The following is an 18,656-nucleotide window of genomic DNA, read 5'->3' as shown; positions in this document are numbered from 1 at the left end:
TGGGGGAGCGACCAGCCACGACGCACCCGCAGCCGCGACACGCCGTGTGTCACCCCCACCCCCTGGCGGGGGCCTGGGGGCGCAGCCCCCAGGCCCCCGCCAGGGGGTGGGGGCCTGGGGGCGCAGCCCCCAGTTTTCGGGAAGGGGCGGGGCTGGGGAAAAGAAACGCCTGCCCCCACCCACGCGCACGCGACGTACGTCATCCCACCCGTTCGAGAACCACGTACCCCCTGGCCGAGCCCGCGACGACATACTCCGCGCGCGGGTGCAACTGCCGGACGTAGCCCGGGACGTCCTCGTAACGCCGGGAGGTGTTGTCCAGGGCGATGAAGTCCGGTGTCACCCCTCGGGTGTTGGTGATCCAGAAGACCCGGCACCGAGAGGTGAGGCGACTGATCGGCCCGATGTTGGACTCGACGGTGGCACCGTCCGGAATTCGCCCCAGCAACCCGTCGATGGCGGAAACACGCGCGGGCACGCGATAGGCGGCGGACTCGGTCAGCGCCCCGAGCGGCAACGTGGTCGTCAGCGCGAGCGCCGCCGAGGCGACCGCGGTGGGCAGATGAAGGGCGTACGAACGCAGCCAGGGCCGCGAACTGCGCCGCGCGCCGGCCAGCGCGTCGGCCAGGGCGAGCACGACGACCGGCATGAGGATCGCGCTGTAGTGCCACTCCGTATCCCAGTGATGCGGATCGGAGGAGAAGAAGCGCCACCCCAGTGTCGGCAGGATGATCAGGAGGAGCGGGGAACGCAGGGCCAGCAGCCCGGTGGTGGGGATCAACAGCCAGGCGACGGTGCGGAGTTTGGTGTCGAAGCCGTCGAAGGGGCCGCTCGAGTCGCTGACCTTGCTCCAGTAGTCGTAGGCGTCCGTGGTGTTGAAGGCAGGTATGACCAGGGTCATGGTGACCACCGTGGCCAAGACGCCGAAGGCCGCGACCCCGAGCGCGGCCAGGGCCGTCCGGCGAGAGGATCTCCGGGCCCGCAAGGCGACGACGAGCGCGAGAGTCGCCAGGGTCAGACCGAGGTCCTCCTTGACCAGGACCAAGGGGAGGGCCCAGTACAGAGCAGCCCGCCAGCGCTGTCGCAGCAACGCCTCCAGAGAGAAGGCGATCAGGGGAACGGCGAAGCAGATCTCGTGGAAGTCGAAGTCGACGGCCCGCTGGATGCCCCACGACAGCCCGTACGCGACGCCGAGCGCAAGCCCGCGCCGGCGTCCGAGCAGCCGGGCGGCAGCACGGGTCACGGGCACGGCGGACAGCGCCAGCAGCGCGGCCTGGGCGACGAGCAGCGTGACGGGGGAGGGGAAGACCCGGTAGAAGGGGGCGAGCAGCGCGGTGACGGGGCTGAAGTGGTCGCCCAGGACGTTGGCGCCGGGCCCCTTGAGATCCACGACGGGCACCTGGAGATGCGCGTACGCGCGCACGGCCTGCTCGAAGATGCCGAGGTCCCAGGACCTGGTCCCCAGCCGCACGTAGCGGCCTATGGAGACCACGGCATACGCCACGAACAGCACGGCGGCCAGGAGGTGCGGATCCCGTCGCCCGTCCAGAAGGCGGCGAAGCCCCCGGTCACGGGACGGCGCGACCGGCGTCGGGGGCTGCGTCGGGTCCTGCGCGGTCCGGTCGGCTTCGGACGTGGCGACGGGGGCTCCGTGCACGGGGGCGGTCCTTCGGTCGGGCGATCGGTCTAGGGGCTCGACCTGAGACGGTACCTCTGCGGTGAGGGAGCCCAGTAAGGGGCGCGGGGCCGTTCCAGACCCAGACGTTATCCACAGCCCCGGCACCCGCGACCGAGCCGACGTACCCTAGGACACCCCCGGCCCGTACGACGTGTCGGGCGCTACGCGTTGCCCACCCTCCGGATGGAAGCCCCTTCATGAGCCTGCACGGTCTGCTCGACGCCGTCGTCAAGGACGCCGCTCTCACCGAAGCGGTGAAGGCCGCCACGGACGGCAACCGAATGCACATCGACGTGGTCGGCCCCCCGGCAGCCCGCCCCTTCACGATCGCGGCGCTGGCGCGTGAAACCCGCCGTACGGTCCTCGCGGTGACCGCCACGGGCCGCGAGGCCGAGGATCTGGCGGCGGCGCTCAGGTCGCTGCTGCCCCCCGACACGGTCGTGGAGTACCCCTCCTGGGAAACCCTTCCGCATGAACGCCTCTCCCCGCGCAGCGACACCGTGGGGCGGCGGCTCGCGGTGCTGCGGCGGCTCGCGCACCCGCGCCCGGACGACCCGGAGACCGGGCCGGTCTCGGTCATCGTCTCGCCCGTGCGCTCCGTGCTCCAGCCCCAGGTCAAGGGCCTGGGCGACCTGGAGCCTGTGGCCCTGCGGGCCGGCGAGAGCGCCGACCTCGGCGATGTCGTCGAGGCGCTGGCGGCAGCGGCGTACTCCCGGGTCGAACTGGTCGAGAAGCGCGGCGAGTTCGCCGTACGCGGTGGAATTCTCGACGTCTTCCCGCCCACCGAGGAGCACCCGCTGCGCGTGGAGTTCTGGGGCGACGACGTAGAGGAGATCCGCTACTTCAAGGTCGCCGACCAGCGTTCCCTCGAAGTCGCCGAGCACGGGCTGTGGGCGCCGCCCTGCCGTGAGCTGCTGCTGACGGACGAGGTTCGGCGGCGGGCGGCGGCGCTGGCCGAGGCGCATCCCGAGCTGGGCGAACTGCTCGGGAAGATCGCGGAGGGTATCGCCGTCGAGGGCATGGAGTCCCTGGCTCCCGTACTCGTCGACGACATGGAGCTGCTCCTCGACGTACTGCCCCAGGGCGCCATGGCCGTCGTATGTGATCCGGAGCGGGTACGGACGCGGGCCTCGGATCTGGTGGCGACCTCGCAGGAGTTCCTGCAGGCGTCATGGGCGGCGACCGCGATGTCCAGCGCGGGCGAAGCCCGCTCCGGCAAGGGTGGTGGGCGACGGGCGGGAGAGGCGCCCATCGACGTCGGCGCGGCCTCCCTGTGGTCCATCGCGGATGTCCGGGACCGGGCCCGTGAGCTGGGCATGATGTGGTGGTCGGTGTCGCCCTTCGCGGCGGACGAAGAGGGCGACGCGGACACGCTGAAGCTCGGCATGCATGCCCCGGAGGCGTACCGCGGCGACACCGCCAGGGCACTGGCCGACACCAAGGGGTGGCTCGCGGACGGCTGGCGCGCGGTGTTCGTCACCGAGGGGCACGGCCCGGCCGCCCGTACCGTCGAGGTCCTCGGCGGCGAGGGCATCGCGGCCCGCCTGGAGTCGGACCTCGGTGGGCTGGCGCCGTCCGTCGTGCAGGTGGCGTGCGGTTCGATCGAGTACGGCTTCGTCGATACGGCACTGAAGCTCGCCGTCCTCACCGAGACCGACCTCACGGGTCAGAGGGCGGCCGGCAAGGAGGGCGCGCGTATGCCCGCCCGCCGCCGCAAGACCATCGACCCGCTCACCCTGGAGACGGGCGACTACATCGTCCACGAGCAGCACGGAGTCGGCCGCTACATCGAGATGGTGCAGCGGACCGTGCAGAGCGCGACCCGCGAGTATCTGGTCGTCGAGTACGCCCCCGCCAAGCGCGGCCAGCCCGGCGACCGGCTCTACATCCCGACCGACCAACTGGAGCAGATCACCAAGTACGTGGGCGGCGAGGCCCCCACACTGCATCGCCTGGGCGGCGCGGACTGGACGAAGACGAAGGCGCGCGCGAAGAAGGCCGTCAAGGAGATCGCGGCCGACCTGATCAGGCTCTACAGCGCGCGGATGGCGGCACCGGGGCACGCGTTCGGCGCGGACACCCCGTGGCAGCGGGAGCTGGAGGACGCCTTCCCGTACGTGGAGACGCCCGACCAGCTGACGACCATCGCCGAGGTCAAGGAGGACATGGAGAAGACGGTCCCGATGGACCGGCTGATCTGCGGAGACGTCGGATACGGCAAGACGGAGATCGCGGTACGGGCGGCCTTCAAGGCCGTGCAGGACGGCAAGCAGGTGGCGGTGCTCGTGCCGACCACCTTGCTGGTGCAGCAGCACTTCGGGACGTTCGGCGAGCGTTACTCCCAGTTCCCGGTGAATGTCCGGGCGTTGTCGCGCTTCCAGTCGGACACGGAGGCGAAGGCGGTCCTGGAGGGTCTGCGGGACGGCTCGGTGGACGTCGTCATCGGCACGCATCGGCTGTTCTCCGCCGAGACGAAGTTCAAGGACCTCGGGCTCGTGATCGTCGACGAGGAGCAGCGGTTCGGGGTCGAGCACAAGGAACAGCTGAAGAAGCTGCGGGCCAATGTGGATGTGCTGACGATGTCGGCCACTCCGATCCCCCGGACCCTGGAGATGGCGGTGACGGGCATCCGCGAGATGTCGACGATCACGACGCCTCCGGAGGAGCGGCATCCGGTCCTGACCTTCGTCGGGCCGTACGAGGAGAAGCAGATCGGCGCGGCGATCCGACGCGAACTGCTGCGCGAGGGGCAGGTCTTCTACATCCACAACCGCGTCGAGTCCATCGACCGCGCGGCGGCGAGGCTCAGGCAGATCGTCCCGGAGGCGCGCATCGCCACGGCCCACGGCCAGATGTCGGAACAGGCCCTGGAACAGGTCGTCGTCGACTTCTGGGAGAAGAAGTTCGACGTGCTCGTGTCGACCACGATCGTGGAATCCGGCATCGACATCTCCAACGCGAACACACTGATCGTGGAGCGCGGCGACAACTTCGGCCTCTCGCAACTGCACCAGCTGCGGGGCCGGGTGGGGCGTGGCCGCGAGCGTGGTTACTCGTACTTCCTGTACCCCCCGGAGAAGCCGCTGACCGAGACGGCCCACGAACGCCTCGCCACCATCGCCCAGCACACGGAGATGGGCGCGGGCATGTACGTGGCCATGAAGGACCTGGAGATCCGAGGCGCCGGAAACCTCCTGGGCGGCGAGCAGTCGGGCCACATCGCGGGCGTCGGCTTCGACCTGTACGTACGCATGGTGGGCGAGGCAGTCGCGGACTACCGGGCGTCGCTGGAAGGCGGTGTGGAGGAGGAGCCGCCGCTGGAGGTCAAGATCGAGCTCCCGGTCGACGCACACGTCCCGCACGACTACGCGCCCGGCGAGCGGCTGCGCCTCCAGGCGTACCGGGCGATCGCCTCGGTGAACTCCGAGGACGACATCAAGTCCGTACGCGAGGAACTCGTCGACCGCTACGGCAAGTTGCCCGAGCCGGTGGAGAACCTGCTCCTGGTCGCCGGACTCCGCATGCTCGCGCGAGCATGCGGAGTCGCCGAGATCGTGCTCCAGGGGAACAACATCCGCTTCGCACCGGTGGAGTTGAGGGAGTCCCAGGAGCTGCGGGTCAAGCGTCTGTACCCGGGGGTCGTCATCAAGCCCGCCGTCCACCAGGTCCTGGTTCCGCGCCCGAAGACAGCGAAGGTGGGCGGAATGCCGCTGGTCGGGCGAGAGTTGCTGGGGTGGACGGGGGAGTTCCTGGCTTCGATCCTGGGCTCGTGAGGGGCGGGCGCGGCCGGTCGGGGCCGAGGCCGGGGCGTCGGCCTCAGTCCCCCCAGTCCAGCTGGGTTTCCGGTACGCCCACCGAGCGGGCGTACGCCTCCACTTCGGCGCGCGTCGCCGCGTCGCCGCGTGCGTAGCGGAAGACGCGGTCGGCGAAGACGACGTACGTCTCGGTCGTGGTGCTGTAGTCGACGTACCAACCGCCGGTCGGCGCCAGGCAACTCGCCAGTGCCTCGGCGAGTTGCCCGGCCGCGTCGTCAGGGGCCCGGAAGTGCAGCAGGGTCCAGTGCCGGGGCTGATCGGCGGTGGCGTCGCCGACCGCGATGCGCTGAATTGACGTGACGCGGAGCGGAACGCCGCTCAACTCGCTGCCGACGCACAGGCTTTCGGCGATCAGGACGCCGCTGAGTGTGCGGGGCGCGGGTGGTGCGGGGGCCATTCGGTACTCCTTTGCGCTGGTCCGGCCGCGACCGGAACAGCATCCCCGACAGCACGCGGCCGTTATGCCCGGACCCCTCGCTCGCTACCGTGAGGAACACAGCGGGACCGCCCGACCAGGGCGGACCCGGGAGGCAAGGGGAGGAGAGCGCGCGTGACGCTCTGGACCAAGGGGGCCGGTGTCGCGGTCATGCTGCTCGCCGTGACGGGCTGCACCGTGGACGGCACGGGTTCGGCGGGACCGGACGAACCGACGGGGCCTACGGCTTCGGGCCGTTCCGGGGAATCGGCCGGCGGTGCCGCCCTGGCCGCCGTCGACTCACTGACCGTCAAGGGGAGGGCGCCCAGGACGGGATACGACCGCGACAGGTTCGGCAGCCCCTGGGCCGATACCGACTCGAACGGCTGTGGGACCCGCGACGACATACTCAAACGGGATCTGAAGGAGGTGAAGTTCGGCGACGACGACTGCGAGGTCAGCTCGGGGACGCTCGACCCGGACCCGTACACCAACAAGGACGTGACGTTCGTACGCGGACGCAGTCAGGTCGACATAGACCACGTCGTCGCCCTGTCGGACGCCTGGCAGAAGGGCGCCCAGCAGTGGGACCCCAGCAAGCGAATAGCCCTGGCCAACGATCCGCTCAACCTCCTGGCCGTGGATGCGAGCACCAACCGCAGCAAGAGCGACGGTGACACGGCGACCTGGCTCCCGCCCAACAAGGCGTACCGCTGCACGTATGTGGCAGGGCAGGTAGCCGTGAAGAAGAAGTACGGGCTGTGGGTCACGGAGGCCGAGAAGGCCGCCATGGAAAGGGTGTTGGCCGGTTGCCCCGGGCAGAAGCTCCCCTCGGGAGGGAACCCGACAACAGCGCCGGAACGGTTCCACGCAAACTGAGTAGCCCCGTAGGCGCTCGGCGTTACAACGGTTCGGTACAAGCAGGGACCGTTGTCCTTGTCGGCCTATACGCTCGTCTCCACACTCGTACGTCTGCTGGTATCAGGTCTTCAGGAGCATCCATGCACGGCCACGGCTACGCGCCGCCACCGCCGCGTCGACCCTCGACGGGGGCGGTGGTTACGCTGCGCGTCATCCTCGTGGCACTGCCTCTCATGACCTGCGGGTTCCTCGGCTGGCCGGCGACGCTGCGGGCCGCCCTGGTGACGCGCCGACAGCGCGAGTGGTGGGCCTTCGGAGCCTCGCTCGCAATCTGGACCTTCGCCATCGCGCTCATGAGCACCGACAACACCGACGACTTCAGCAGCCCGAACGGCACCCTGGGCCTGGTCCTCATGATGCTGAGCGGCGTGGCCTGCGCCATCTACTTCCTGATCGTGGACATCCACCACTACGGACAGCCCATGGTCATGGGCAACGCGCCGCCCCAACAGACGACCCTCTACGGCTTCCAGCAGGCACCGCCCGCCCCCCAGCCGCCCGCCCCGCAGCCGTACGCCGGCACACCCGTCCCGCAGCCTCCCCCGCCCCAGTCGGCACCCGCCCCGCCGCCCCCGCAGCGCCCCGCGCCCGTCCGGATCGACCAGGTGCGCGCCGAGCTCGACGAGCTGAGTGACTACCTCCGCAAGCAGGAGGACGACAGGTGACCGTGGCGTCGGGACGCGTGATCACCGGACGCTACGAACTGTCCACGCTCATCGGCCAGGGCGGCATGGGCCAGGTGTGGACGGCATACGACCAGCGCCTGGACCGGCGCGTCGCGGTCAAGCTGCTGCGCCCCGACAAGGTCGCGGGCCAGGAGGCCGACGAGCTCCGCCGCCGTTTCGTACGCGAGTGCCGCGTCACCGCCCAGGTCGACCACCCTGGCCTGGTCACGGTGCACGACGCGGGCACCGAGGGCGAGGAGCTGTTCCTCGTCATGCAGTACGTCGACGGAGTCGACCTCTCCGGCCACCTCACCGAGCACACTCCGTACCCCTGGCAGTGGGCCGTCGCGGTCGCCGCCCAGCTGTGCGCCGTACTGTCCGCGGTGCACGCCGTGCCGATCGTGCACCGCGACCTGAAGCCCCGCAATGTGATGGTCAAGCAGGACGGCACGGTCACCGTCCTCGACCTCGGTGTCGCCTCCGTCATGGACACGGACACGACCCGCCTCACCCACACCGGCTCACCCATCGGCAGCCCCGCCTATATGGCGCCCGAGCAGGCGATGGGCGGCGCGGTCGGCCCGTACACCGACCTGTACGCGCTGGGCGTGCTGCTGCACGAACTGCTCAGCGGCGATGTGCCGTTCTCGGGCTCCACCGCCCTCGGCGTGCTCCACCGGCACCTCTACGAACCGCCCGTTCCGGTACGCCAACTGCGCCCCGAAGTCCCCGAGCCGCTCGAAGCGCTCGTCCTGCGCCTGCTCTCCAAGGACCCGCAGCACCGCCCGGCCTCCGCGCAGGACACCTACGAGCAACTGCTCCCGATGCTCCCCGCGCGCGGAATCCCGAGCGGCGGCCCGCTCGACCCGGCGCGCCCCTTCCTGCGCCCGCACGCTCCCTGGCCCGACCGGGCCCGCACCCCCGCGGCCCAGCCGCAGGCCACCCCGGCCGTGGAGAAACCCGATGTCGCGCGCGCCGTCGACGAGGTCAAGCAGCTCCTCGGGGAGGGCCGTATCACGCAGGCCGTCGACATCCTCGGCTCGATCCTCCCGGCCGCGGCCGAGCAGCACGGCGAGCACTCGCCCGTCGTCCGCACCCTGCGCAAGCAGTACGCGGCCACGCTGATGGACGACGGCCAGTTCCGCCGAGCCCTGCCCGAGCTGCGCCGCCTCGCCGACGAGCGCGCCAAGGAGGCGGGCCAGGCCGACCCGCAGTCCCTGCGCTTCCGCTACGAAGCCGCCCAGTGCCTCGAACAGCTCGGCGAACCAGCCGCCGCGCTCGCGGAGTACCGGTCCCTGCTGCCGTACTACGAGAACCAGTACGTGGCCGGCGACCCCGAGCTCTCCTACGACGTACGCCGCCGCATCGGCCACCTCCTCCTCGCCCTCGGCGACCGGGGAGCCGCCCACGAAACGCTGGCCCGGCTGCTCCTCGACGTGGAGCGCCTCCAGGGGCCGGGCCGCCCGATGGCCGTGGAGATCCGGCGGACGCTGCAATGGCTGGGCCAAGTGCGCGGTTAGTGACGTCGCAGGGACTTCGGGGCAGTACGGAACTCTTGGCGAATCGTTGGGTCGAATGGGTGGCCGAGAGCCGGTCCCCTGCCTACCATCGATCACCGCAAGACTTTGTGCACCGCCGCACAAGCTCCCACTGGAGGTCTCCTTGCACCGCCGCCGTCGCACCGCGCTCCTCCTCGCCGCCACGCTCGTCACCGCGGCCCCTCTCCTCACCGCCTGCGGAGACGAGGCGCATCCCGGTGCCGCGGCCGTCGTCGGCGACGACCGGATCACGGTCTCCCAGCTGGAGAACAGGGTGAGCGAGGTGCGTTCCGCGCAGCGGGCCGCCATCGCGGACGACGCCCAGTACGGGCAGGCCATCGCCCAGTCCGGCGGCCTCACCCGCGAGATCCTCAACAACATGGTCCTCGACCGTGTGCTGCACCGCGCCGCCCAGGACGCGGGCGTGACCGTCTCCCGCAAGGAGGTCACGCGGGTCCGGGCCGAGCTCGAGGACAAGCCGGGCGGTGTCGAGGCGCTGGAGAGGGACTGGTTGCAGACGTACGGCATCCCGCCGGAGCGGATCGACGAGAACCTCCGCCTCCAGCTCGAGGCCCAGAAGGTCGCCGCCCAGCTGGGCACCGACACCAGCGGGCCCGCGTTCTGGAAGGCCCTGTCCGACGCCTCCAAGAAACTCGACGTCGACCTGAACCCGCGCTACGGCACCTGGGACCCCGAGAAGAACAGCCGCGTCGAGGCCAAGCTGCCGTGGCTGCGCCAGGTGACGCAGGCGGGCAGCCAGGAGACGGCGTAACCGCTGTCGGCGCCTTCTGCGTATTCCGCGTCTGCTGTCCGACCTTGTTGTCGGTGGCGTGGGTTACGTTCGAGGGGTGAACGCATCCAGCCCGGGGCGCATCGTCCTGCTCACCACCAGCCACCGCGTCGCGCCCGGACTCCTGTCCTGGCCCGCCTGGCAGGCGCTGCACGACGCCGACCGCGTCCTGTGCGCGGACGGCGCCCACCCCCAGCTGCCGTATCTGCGCGAGGCCGGCGTCAAGGTCGACGAGGCGGCCTCGACCGCCGAGGAACTCGTCGACGCCTGCGCCGGCGGCCACACGGTGACCGTGGTCGCCACGGGCGAGGGCGAGCCCCAACTGACCGACGGACTCGCCCGCCTGGCCGGCTCCGGCCGCGTCCAGATGCCCGACCTGGAACTGCTCCCCGCCTCGTACGACCTCCCCGGCGCCCGCCTCCTCGACCTCGTCCAGGTCATGGACCGCATCCGAGCCGAATGCCCCTGGTCCTCCCAGCAGACCCACAAGGGACTCGCGAAATACGGCATCGAGGAGGCGTACGAACTCGTCGAGGCGATCGAGGAGGGTGACCGTCACGAGCTGCGGGAGGAACTGGGCGATGTCCTGCTCCAGGTCGTCTTCCATGCCCGGATAGCGGAGGAAGGCCGCCCGGAGGATGGGTCGGAACCCTTCTCCATAGACGACGTCGCAGGCGGCATCGTCACCAAGCTCATCCACCGCCACCCCCACGTCTTCGGCGACGAAACCGCCACGACCCCCGAAGAGGTCAAGGCCCACTGGCTGCGCACCAAGGCGGCGGAGAAGCAGCGCACGTCCGTGACGGAGGGTGTCCCACTGGGCCAGCCCGGCCTGGCCCTGGCAGCGAAGCTGGCATCCCGAGTACGCACAGCGGGACTTGAGGTGCCGATACCGCAGGGCGAGGGCGTCGGTTACGAACTGCTGGCGATGGCGGCACGCGCCGAGGCGGACGGGGTGGACCCGGAGGCGGCGCTGCGGGCTGCCGCGCGGGCCTATCGGGATGCGATACGGGCGACGGAGGGCTGACGCGGCTGTGTGGCCGGGGCTGCTGCGACTGGGGTAGCTCCACCGTGGAGACACGTCGGCCAGGGCGGGCGGCTACGGTCAAAGGTATGCACGACCAGCCGCCTGCTCGGAGCGCCGCCCTCGCCGGCCCGCCCCCCGAACTCTTCACCTGGGAGTTCGCCACCGACCCCTACCCGGCGTACGCCTGGCTCCGTGAGCATGCCCCCGTGCACAAGACCCGACTCCCGAGTGGAGTCGAGGCCTGGCTGGTCACCAGGTACGCGGATGCCAAGCAGGCCCTCGCTGATCAGCGGCTCAGCAAGAACCCCGCTCACCACGACGAACCCGCCCACGCCAAGGGCAAGACCGGTATCCCCGGTGAGCGCAAGGCCGAGTTGATGACTCATCTGCTCAATATCGATCCGCCGGATCACACACGGCTCCGGCGGCTCGTGGCCAAGGCGTTCACCCCGCGCCGCGTGGCCGAATTCGCGCCGCGCGTACAGGAGCTGGCCGACCAGCTCATCGATCGGTTCGCGGACAGGGGCAGCGCCGATCTCATTCACGAGTTCGCCTTCCCGCTCCCCATCTACGCGATCTGCGATCTGCTCGGCGTCCCCCGCGAGGACCAGGACGACTTCCGGGACTGGGCCGGGATGATGATCCGGCACGGGGGAGGGCCGCGCGGCGGCGTCGCCCGGTCCGTGAAGAAGATGCGCGGCTATCTCGCCGAGCTCATCCACCGCAAGCGTGCAGCGCTCCCCGACGAAGCCACCCCCGGCGAAGACCTCATCTCCGGACTCATCCGCGCCTCCGATCACGGCGAGCACCTCACCGAGAACGAGGCCGCAGCCATGGCCTTCATCCTCCTGTTCGCCGGTTTCGAGACCACGGTCAATTTGGTGGGCAACGGCATGTATGCGCTGCTCACGCACCCCGAGCAGCGGTATCGGCTGCAGAAGTCCCTGGCAGCCGGAGAAACGGACCTCCTCGAAACCGGCGTCGAGGAACTGCTCCGGTACGACGGCCCCGTGGAGCTGGCCACCTGGCGGTTCGCGACGGAGGCGGTCACCATCGGCGGGCAGCACATCGCGGTCGGCGACCCCGTACTCGTCGTACTCGCCGCCGCCGACCGTGACCCCGAGCGGTTCGACGACTCCGACACCCTCGACCTCGGCAGACGCGACAACCAGCACCTCGGTTATGGGCACGGCATCCACTACTGCCTGGGCGCACCCCTCGCCCGGCTGGAAGGCCGGACCGCACTCGCGACGCTCCTCACCCGCCTCCCCGATCTGCAACTAGCAGTGAATTCAACAGATTTGCGGTGGCGTGGGGGACTCATCATGCGCGGCCTGCGGACGTTGCCCGTCAGCTTCACCCTCTCTTCGCCCGGTTTCAGTGCCGGCGAAGCCCGGACTCAAGACTGACGAACCCCCAGCTCAAAGCTGACGTACCCTCAAGTCCGTGATCTTCACGTGATCTGCGCTACATCTACTGGTGACAAGTGATCGGGTCCCACTAGGTTCACGCGAAAGCGAACCTCATCAGTCCCATGGGTCACACCCACGTCACACACTGTCGCGTGAAAGGCAATCGCATGCTCTCCGGGAACGGTCGACACCGTCGCCCCCGTCAGGCGCCGGCTCTCTTTGTGGCGGCAGGGGTGACCGGATCGGCCATCGCGATCCCCCTCCTCGCGGCGAGCAGCGCGAGTGCCGCCAGTGGTGCGACCTGGGACGCGGTCGCCGAGTGCGAGAGCGGCGGCTCGTGGAGCGCCAACTCCGGCAACGGGGAGTACGGCGGCCTCCAGATAGCCCAGGAGGAGTGGGAGCAGTACGGCGGTCTCGACTACGCGATGAGGGCCGACCTGGCCAGTCGCTCGCAGCAGATAGCCGTCGCCGAGAAGATCCTCGCGGACAAGGGTACGAGCCCCTGGGCGACCTGTGGACTGGTCGCGGGCCTGACGCAGAACTCCGACTCGGCCGACGTTGACACGGGCCTGGCGCAGGATTCGCCCACACCGACCTCCACTCCGCCCACCGAGGCGGACTCGGGATCGGGCTCCGATTCGGGGCGGACGTCAAGTGACCACTCCGCAAAGGATGAATCGTCCGACAGTTCCGACAGTTCCGACTCGTCCGGTACATCCGCTGATTCGGGATCGTCCGGTACGTCCGGGTCGTCCACCGACGGTTCGCAGGACTCCGGCAGCGATTCCACCGCCGAATCACCGAGCCCCGACAGCTCGCCCAGTCCATCCACGGGTGCGACGAATGAGGGCGAATCAGGCAACTCGGGTGAGAACGCCGACTCTTCGACCGGCGGGAGTGAGAGTACGAACACAGATCACGGCACCGGCCGTCACCGTGGCGGCAGCGCCGAAGAGGGTGCCGATGCCCCCCGTGTGGACGACTCCGCCGGCCGGCATGCCTCGCGCGCGGGCAGCGCCTCACGCGATGCGGCGGACGCTTCGGACGGCTCGTACACCGTCCGTTCCGGAGACAGCCTCTCGGCAATCGCCGACTCCCTTGACCTCCAAGGCGGATGGTCCGAGTTGTACTCCGCGAACAAGCACACTGTCGGCGCCGATCCGGACCTCATCCTCCCCGGTCAGCGCCTTGAACTCGGCGCAGAGTGAGTGGTGTGCAAGGTGCCGAACCGGGCCAAAAGTAGCGGCAGTTCGTGCCGGATGTCCGGTTTGGTGAAAGTGAGACATGGATCTCAAAGGCCCTGATCGTCTTTGAAATTCGGCGGATCGCATGTTTACGGTCGTGACCGCTCGCCACAGCGGGCCCCGACGGACGTCACGCCGAATCCTGCCAACGGCCGTACGGGAACAGTCGTCGCGTAAGCGCCGTAGGCAGGAGCGGGGGACCCAAGGTAAGTGCCGGGCCCGGTCGTCGAGACCAGGTGCGGCTTGGGGTGAAGTCGTGCGGAGCGATCCGCACGGCCGGGCAACTCACCAGGCCCGAACCCGACAGCTCACCTCGTAGGCGTCGGTGAGGGGATCTCTTCATGCTGCTTTCCGGCAAGGGCAAGCACCGTCGCCCGTCCAAGGCCACCCGCATAGCCACGCTCGCCGGTGTCACCGGTGCCGCCATCGCCGCCCCGCTGATGGTGTCGGGTACGGCTTCCGCTGCCACCGCCTCCGAGTGGGACGCCGTCGCCCAGTGCGAGTCGGGCGGCAACTGGTCCATCAACACCGGCAACGGCTACTACGGCGGCCTGCAGTTCTCCGCCTCCACCTGGGCCGGCTACGGCGGCACGAAGTACGCCGCCACCGCCGACCAGGCCAGCAAGGCCCAGCAGATCGAGATCGCCGAGAAGGTCCTCGCGGGTCAGGGCAAGGGTGCCTGGCCGGTCTGCGGCAAGGGTCTGTCGAGCGCCGCGTACACCGGCGGCGGCTCCTCGGGCTCCGGTGCCGCGCAGGAGAACACCCAGCAGTCCCAGCAGCAGAGCGCCCCGGCCCAGGAGGAGCGCGCTTCCCGCTCCGCGGACCGTCCGGCTGCCAAGAAGACCGTCACCACCCCGACCGGCAAGAAGGTCAAGAAGGGCGACGGCGAGTACAAGGTCGTCAAGGGTGACACCCTCAGCGAGATCGCCACGGAGAACGACGTCAAGGGCGGCTGGCAGAAGCTGTTCAAGCTGAACGACGACATCGTCGACAACGCGGACGTCATCTACCCGGGCCAGCAGCTGCACCTCAGCTGAACTGAGCCCCGGCTCAGCTGAAGCCCGGCCCCCAGAGCGGCCGAAGCTGAGCCCCCAGCAGTCCCGCCCCGGTGCGTCTTCCCCCGTACGCACCGGGGCGGGACTTTTTGTTCAGTTCGGAAACAATTCGCCTTCGGTTCGGCCCATAAGAGGGGTGGACGGCTGGCTGAGCGCCCGGAGCCGGTTAGGCTCGTCATCGCGGAGCCGCCGCGGCTTCGCGCTGTGCGGGCCCAGCGGCCCGCGTAATCGCGTCACATCCCAGAAGGAGATGCTCGTGCCGTCCATCGACGTCGTCGTAGCCCGGGAAATCCTGGACTCCCGAGGCAATCCCACGGTCGAGGTCGAGGTCGGCCTCGACGACGGCAGCACGGGTCGTGCCGCCGTTCCGTCCGGCGCCTCCACGGGCGCCTTCGAGGCTGTCGAACTCCGCGACGGAGACGCCAACCGCTACCTCGGCAAGGGTGTCGAGAAGGCCGTCCTCGCCGTCATCGAGCAGCTCGGCCCGGAGCTCGTCGGTTACGACGCCACCGAGCAGCGACTGATCGACCAGGCCATGATCGACCTGGACGCCACCGACAACAAGGGCTCGCTCGGAGCCAACGCCATCCTCGGCGTCTCCCTCGCCGTCGCGCACGCCGCCTCCGAGGCCAGCGACCTCCCGCTGTTCCGTTACCTGGGCGGGCCGAACGCGCACCTGCTGCCCGTACCGATGATGAACATCCTGAACGGCGGCTCGCACGCCGACTCGAACGTGGACATCCAGGAGTTCATGATCGCCCCCATCGGCGCGGAGTCCTTCTCCGAGGCGCTGCGCTGGGGCGCCGAGGTCTACCACACCCTCAAGAAGGTGCTGAAGACCAAGGGCCTGTCCACCGGCCTCGGCGACGAGGGCGGCTTCGCCCCGAACCTGGAGTCCAACCGCGCCGCCCTCGACCTCATCATCGAGGCCATCAAGGAGGCCGGCTACCAGCCCGGCGAGCAGGTCGCCCTGGCGCTCGACGTCGCCGCCTCCGAGTTCTACAAGGACGGCTCGTACCTCTTCGAGGGCAAGTCGCGCTCGGCCGCCGAGATGACGGAGTACTACGAGGAGCTCGTCGCCTCGTACCCGCTCGTCTCCATCGAGGACCCGCTGTTCGAGGACGACTGGGCTGGCTGGAAGGTCATCACCGACAAGATCGGTGACAAGGTCCAGATCGTCGGCGACGACCTCTTCGTCACCAACCCGGAGCGCCTCGCCCGCGGTATCGAGGAGGGCTCCGCCAACGCCCTGCTGGTCAAGGTCAACCAGATCGGCTCGCTGACCGAGACCCTGGACGCCGTGGAGCTGGCCCAGCGCAACGGCTTCAAGTGCATGATGTCCCACCGCTCGGGCGAGACCGAGGACGTCACCATCGCCGACCTCGCCGTCGCCACCAACTGTGGCCAGATCAAGACCGGCGCCCCGGCCCGCTCGGACCGCGTCGCCAAGTACAACCAGCTGCTGCGCATCGAGGAGATCCTCGACGACGCTGCGGTGTACGCGGGCCGTTCGGCCTTCCCCCGTTTCAAGGGCTGACCTGCACAGGCACCTCCTTGCCCACGTCCCCGTACGCGGTCCCGTACCGTGTGCGGGGACGTACGCGTGTATGAAGGGGAGGCGGGTGACATGGCCGGGAAGGACCGGGACCGGTTCTCCACCGCGACCAGGCTGCGACTGCTCGGCGAGCAGACGGCGGCGCGCGTCTACCGCTCCCAGACCAGGCGCCAGGCCCGCCGCTCCCGGCTGACCGGGAGGGCCGCGCTCCTCGCCCTCGTCCTGTGCACCCTGGTCGTCGCCCTCGCGTATCCGACCCGGCAGTACGTCTCCCAGCGCGCCGAGATCGCCGAACTCGAGCGGGAGCGGGAGCAGGCCCGTGAGAAGGTCGAGCAGCTGCGCGACCTCAAGGCACGCTGGCAGGACGACGCGTACGCCGAGCAGCGAATCCGCGAGCGCCTGCACTACGTGAAGCCGGGCGAAACCGGCTACATCGTGATCGATCCGAACGCGGCGAAGAAGTCGCGTACGACGCAAGGGGTGGCCGCCCGCCCCTGGTACGCCAATGTCTGGGACGGGGTCGACAAGGCCGACCGCGCCGACCAGTGAATGCTGAATGCGATGAGAAAGACGGCTATGGACACTCCCGCCCGCCGCCCGACCACCACCCCTCAGGGGCAGCGCTCCGCGCTGACGCTGTTTGATCTGCCTCCCACGCCGCGAACCGAGCCCACCGACGCGGACGTCGAGGCCTTCAAGCAGCAACTCGGGCGCCCGCCACGAGGTCTGCGCGCGATCGCGCACCGTTGCCCGTGCGGTCAGCCCGACGTGGTCGAGACGGCGCCGCGACTGCCGGACGGTACGCCGTTCCCGACGACGTACTACCTGACGTGCCCTCGGGCCGCCTCCGCGATCGGCACCCTCGAGGCGAACGGCGTAATGAAGGAGATGACGGAGCGGCTGGCCGCCGACCCCGACCTGGCCGCCGCGTACCGCGCCGCCCACGAGGACTACCTCGCCCGCCGCGACGCCATCGAGGTCCTGGAGGGCTTCCCCAGCGCGGGCGGCATGCCGGACCGGGTGAAGTGCCTGCACGTGCTCGTGGCCCACTCCCTGGCCGCGGGCCCCGGAGTGAACCCGCTGGGCGACGAGGCGCTCGCGATGCTGCCCGAGTGGTGGTGGAAGGGGCCGTGCGTGACACCGTCGCAGTCCCAGGAGGACATCGTGAAGGCCGGCGCCAACGGAGGAGAGTTCTTCAGTACTGAGGAAGGGGAAGGTGGCAAGAAGTGACACGCGTCGCCGCCGTCGACTGCGGTACGAACTCCATCCGCCTCCTCGTCGCCGATGCCGACCCGGCGACGGGTGAACTCGTCGACCTGGACCGGCGGATGACCATCGTCCGGCTCGGCCAGGGCGTCGACCGTACGGGCCGCCTCGCGCCCGAGGCGCTGGAGCGGACGTTCGCCGCCTGCAAGGAGTACGCGGCGATCATCAAGGAACACGGAGCGGAGCGCGTCCGCTTCGTGGCGACCTCCGCCTCCCGGGACGCCGAGAACCGCGACGACTTCGTGCGGGGCGTCCTGGACATCCTGGGCGTGGAGCCCGAGGTCATCACCGGTGACGAGGAGGCGGAGTTCTCCTTCACGGGCGCCACCAAGGAGCTGAGCGGCCGGGCGGACCTCGCCAAGCCCTACCTGGTCGTGGACATCGGAGGCGGCTCCACCGAGTTCGTCGTCGGCGACGACCACGTACGCGGCACACGCTCGGTCGACATCGGCTGCGTACGCATGACGGAACGCCACCTCCTGCACGACTCAGTGGTCGCCGATCCGCCGACTCCCGATCGGATCAGCGCCATTCGCGCCGACATCGAGGCGGCCCTCGACCTCGTCGGGCAGAGCGTCCCCCTGCGCGAGGCCCGCACGCTGGTCGGGCTCGCGGGTTCCGTCACCACGGTGTCGGCGATCGCGCAGAACCTCCCGGCGTACGACCCGGCCGCCATCCACCACTCCCGGGTCCCGTACGCCCGCGTCCGCGAAATCACCGAGTCCCTCCTGACCTCCACCCACGCCGAGCGCGCCGCGATCCCCTCCATGCACCCGGGCCGCGTGGACGTCATCGGTACCGGCGCTCTCGTTCTCCTCTCGATCATGGAGCGGATCGGGGCGGAGGAGGTCGTCGTGAGCGAGCACGACATCCTTGACGGGATCGCTTGGAAGGCCGCAGAGGATCTTGAGTAGGCCTCTTAAGCTACCCACGGGTAGTAACGCCTGAGCGGTTCCGGTAACGTATGAGCGCGCCTGAGGGGGCCCGGAAGACCTCTCGGAAACGTCCCGCGGAGAAACTTCGTGAAGTTCTTCACAAGGAAATCGACCCTGCTGAGGGAGGTTTTTGACGTCTGAGGCGGGACGGGAGTCGTACGGGGTTCCGGAGCGGATGTGCGAGTTCGTTTCCGGGGTGCCGCGAGGCGCGGGAACGGGCGACTGGTTCAGCCCGGTCGTGAGCCCAAAGGGCAGCTCACGCGGTGTTGACAACCCCCCAAAGGCCCCCATGGTTCCGCCGTACGGGCAGGGTTCGGAGAATGTGGGCCGGGCAGTGTAG

Annotated in this window: 15 protein-coding genes and 1 riboswitch; of the genes, 13 read left to right on the top strand and 2 right to left on the bottom strand. The window is 69.6% G+C overall.

Annotated features, from left to right (window positions below):
• Positions 1-199: 199 nt before the first annotated feature.
• A complete protein-coding gene (locus tag ACFYO0_RS23495; protein ID WP_388679152.1) occupies positions 200-1,657 on the bottom strand; it encodes a DUF2079 domain-containing protein in 1,458 nt (485 codons plus the stop codon).
• Between the two features lie 218 nt (positions 1,658-1,875).
• On the opposite strand from ACFYO0_RS23495, the gene mfd reads away from it, so the two are divergent.
• Positions 1,876-5,451, top strand: a complete 3,576-nt coding sequence (gene mfd, locus ACFYO0_RS23490) for a transcription-repair coupling factor (RefSeq protein ID WP_388679149.1) — start codon at positions 1,876-1,878, stop codon at positions 5,449-5,451.
• A 43-nt stretch (positions 5,452-5,494) separates the two neighbouring features.
• Here mfd and ACFYO0_RS23485 read toward each other — a convergent pair whose 3' ends face one another.
• Positions 5,495-5,890 carry a hypothetical protein gene (locus ACFYO0_RS23485; RefSeq protein WP_388679146.1) on the bottom strand — a complete coding sequence of 132 codons (396 nt, stop codon included), beginning with the start codon at positions 5,888-5,890 and terminating at the stop codon, positions 5,495-5,497.
• A gap of 189 nt (positions 5,891-6,079) precedes the next feature.
• Here ACFYO0_RS23485 and ACFYO0_RS23480 point away from each other — a divergent pair, with 189 nt between their 5' ends.
• From ACFYO0_RS23480 to ACFYO0_RS23425, 12 genes are all read left to right on the top strand, one after another.
• Positions 6,080-6,787, top strand: a complete 708-nt coding sequence (locus ACFYO0_RS23480; protein ID WP_388679491.1) for an HNH endonuclease family protein — start codon at positions 6,080-6,082, stop codon at positions 6,785-6,787.
• Between the two features lie 122 nt (positions 6,788-6,909).
• On the top strand, positions 6,910-7,494 hold the full coding sequence (locus ACFYO0_RS23475; protein WP_388679143.1) for a hypothetical protein: 585 nt from the start codon (positions 6,910-6,912) through the stop codon (positions 7,492-7,494).
• A 38-nt stretch (positions 7,495-7,532) separates the two neighbouring features.
• Positions 7,533-9,014 (top strand): protein kinase, encoded by a 1,482-nt coding sequence (locus tag ACFYO0_RS23470; RefSeq protein ID WP_388679488.1) that lies wholly within the window; start codon positions 7,533-7,535, stop codon positions 9,012-9,014.
• A 142-nt stretch (positions 9,015-9,156) separates the two neighbouring features.
• Positions 9,157-9,804: a SurA N-terminal domain-containing protein gene (locus ACFYO0_RS23465; protein WP_388679141.1), complete on the top strand. Its 648-nt coding sequence runs from the start codon at positions 9,157-9,159 to the stop codon at positions 9,802-9,804.
• A 58-nt stretch (positions 9,805-9,862) separates the two neighbouring features.
• On the top strand, positions 9,863-10,849 hold the full coding sequence (locus ACFYO0_RS23460; RefSeq protein ID WP_388679138.1) for a nucleoside triphosphate pyrophosphohydrolase: 987 nt from the start codon (positions 9,863-9,865) through the stop codon (positions 10,847-10,849).
• Positions 10,850-10,935: 86 nt separating this feature from the next.
• A complete protein-coding gene (locus ACFYO0_RS23455; protein WP_388679135.1) occupies positions 10,936-12,258 on the top strand; it encodes a cytochrome P450 in 1,323 nt (440 codons plus the stop codon).
• A 236-nt stretch (positions 12,259-12,494) separates the two neighbouring features.
• Positions 12,495-13,469 (top strand): transglycosylase family protein, encoded by a 975-nt coding sequence (locus tag ACFYO0_RS23450; RefSeq protein ID WP_388679132.1) that lies wholly within the window; start codon positions 12,495-12,497, stop codon positions 13,467-13,469.
• A 204-nt stretch (positions 13,470-13,673) separates the two neighbouring features.
• Positions 13,674-13,842, top strand: a riboswitch (cyclic di-AMP (ydaO/yuaA leader).
• A 4-nt stretch (positions 13,843-13,846) separates the two neighbouring features.
• Positions 13,847-14,542 carry a transglycosylase family protein gene (locus ACFYO0_RS23445; RefSeq protein ID WP_388679129.1) on the top strand — a complete coding sequence of 232 codons (696 nt, stop codon included), beginning with the start codon at positions 13,847-13,849 and terminating at the stop codon, positions 14,540-14,542.
• A 268-nt stretch (positions 14,543-14,810) separates the two neighbouring features.
• Complete coding sequence (gene eno / locus ACFYO0_RS23440) at positions 14,811-16,097, top strand: phosphopyruvate hydratase (protein WP_388679127.1); 1,287 nt, start codon at positions 14,811-14,813, stop codon at positions 16,095-16,097.
• A gap of 90 nt (positions 16,098-16,187) precedes the next feature.
• Positions 16,188-16,664 carry a septum formation initiator family protein gene (locus ACFYO0_RS23435; RefSeq protein ID WP_388679124.1) on the top strand — a complete coding sequence of 159 codons (477 nt, stop codon included), beginning with the start codon at positions 16,188-16,190 and terminating at the stop codon, positions 16,662-16,664.
• A gap of 12 nt (positions 16,665-16,676) precedes the next feature.
• On the top strand, positions 16,677-17,345 hold the full coding sequence (locus ACFYO0_RS23430) for a DUF501 domain-containing protein (RefSeq protein ID WP_388679122.1): 669 nt from the start codon (positions 16,677-16,679) through the stop codon (positions 17,343-17,345).
• The gene (locus ACFYO0_RS23425; RefSeq protein WP_388679119.1) at positions 17,342-18,295 is read left to right on the top strand and encodes an exopolyphosphatase; all 954 of its coding nucleotides are present in this window, start codon (positions 17,342-17,344) and stop codon (positions 18,293-18,295) included. Before ACFYO0_RS23430 ends, ACFYO0_RS23425 begins: the two co-directional genes overlap by 4 nt.
• The last annotated feature ends 361 nt before the right edge of the window (positions 18,296-18,656 follow it).

The sequence above is a fragment of the Streptomyces sp. NPDC006365 genome, from assembly GCF_042870755.1.
GTDB classification, from domain to species: Bacteria; Actinomycetota; Actinomycetes; order Streptomycetales; family Streptomycetaceae; genus Streptomyces; species Streptomyces xiangluensis.
The sequence above is the reverse complement of the archived record's forward strand: the minus strand, read 5'-3'. Positions and strand labels throughout refer to the sequence as shown.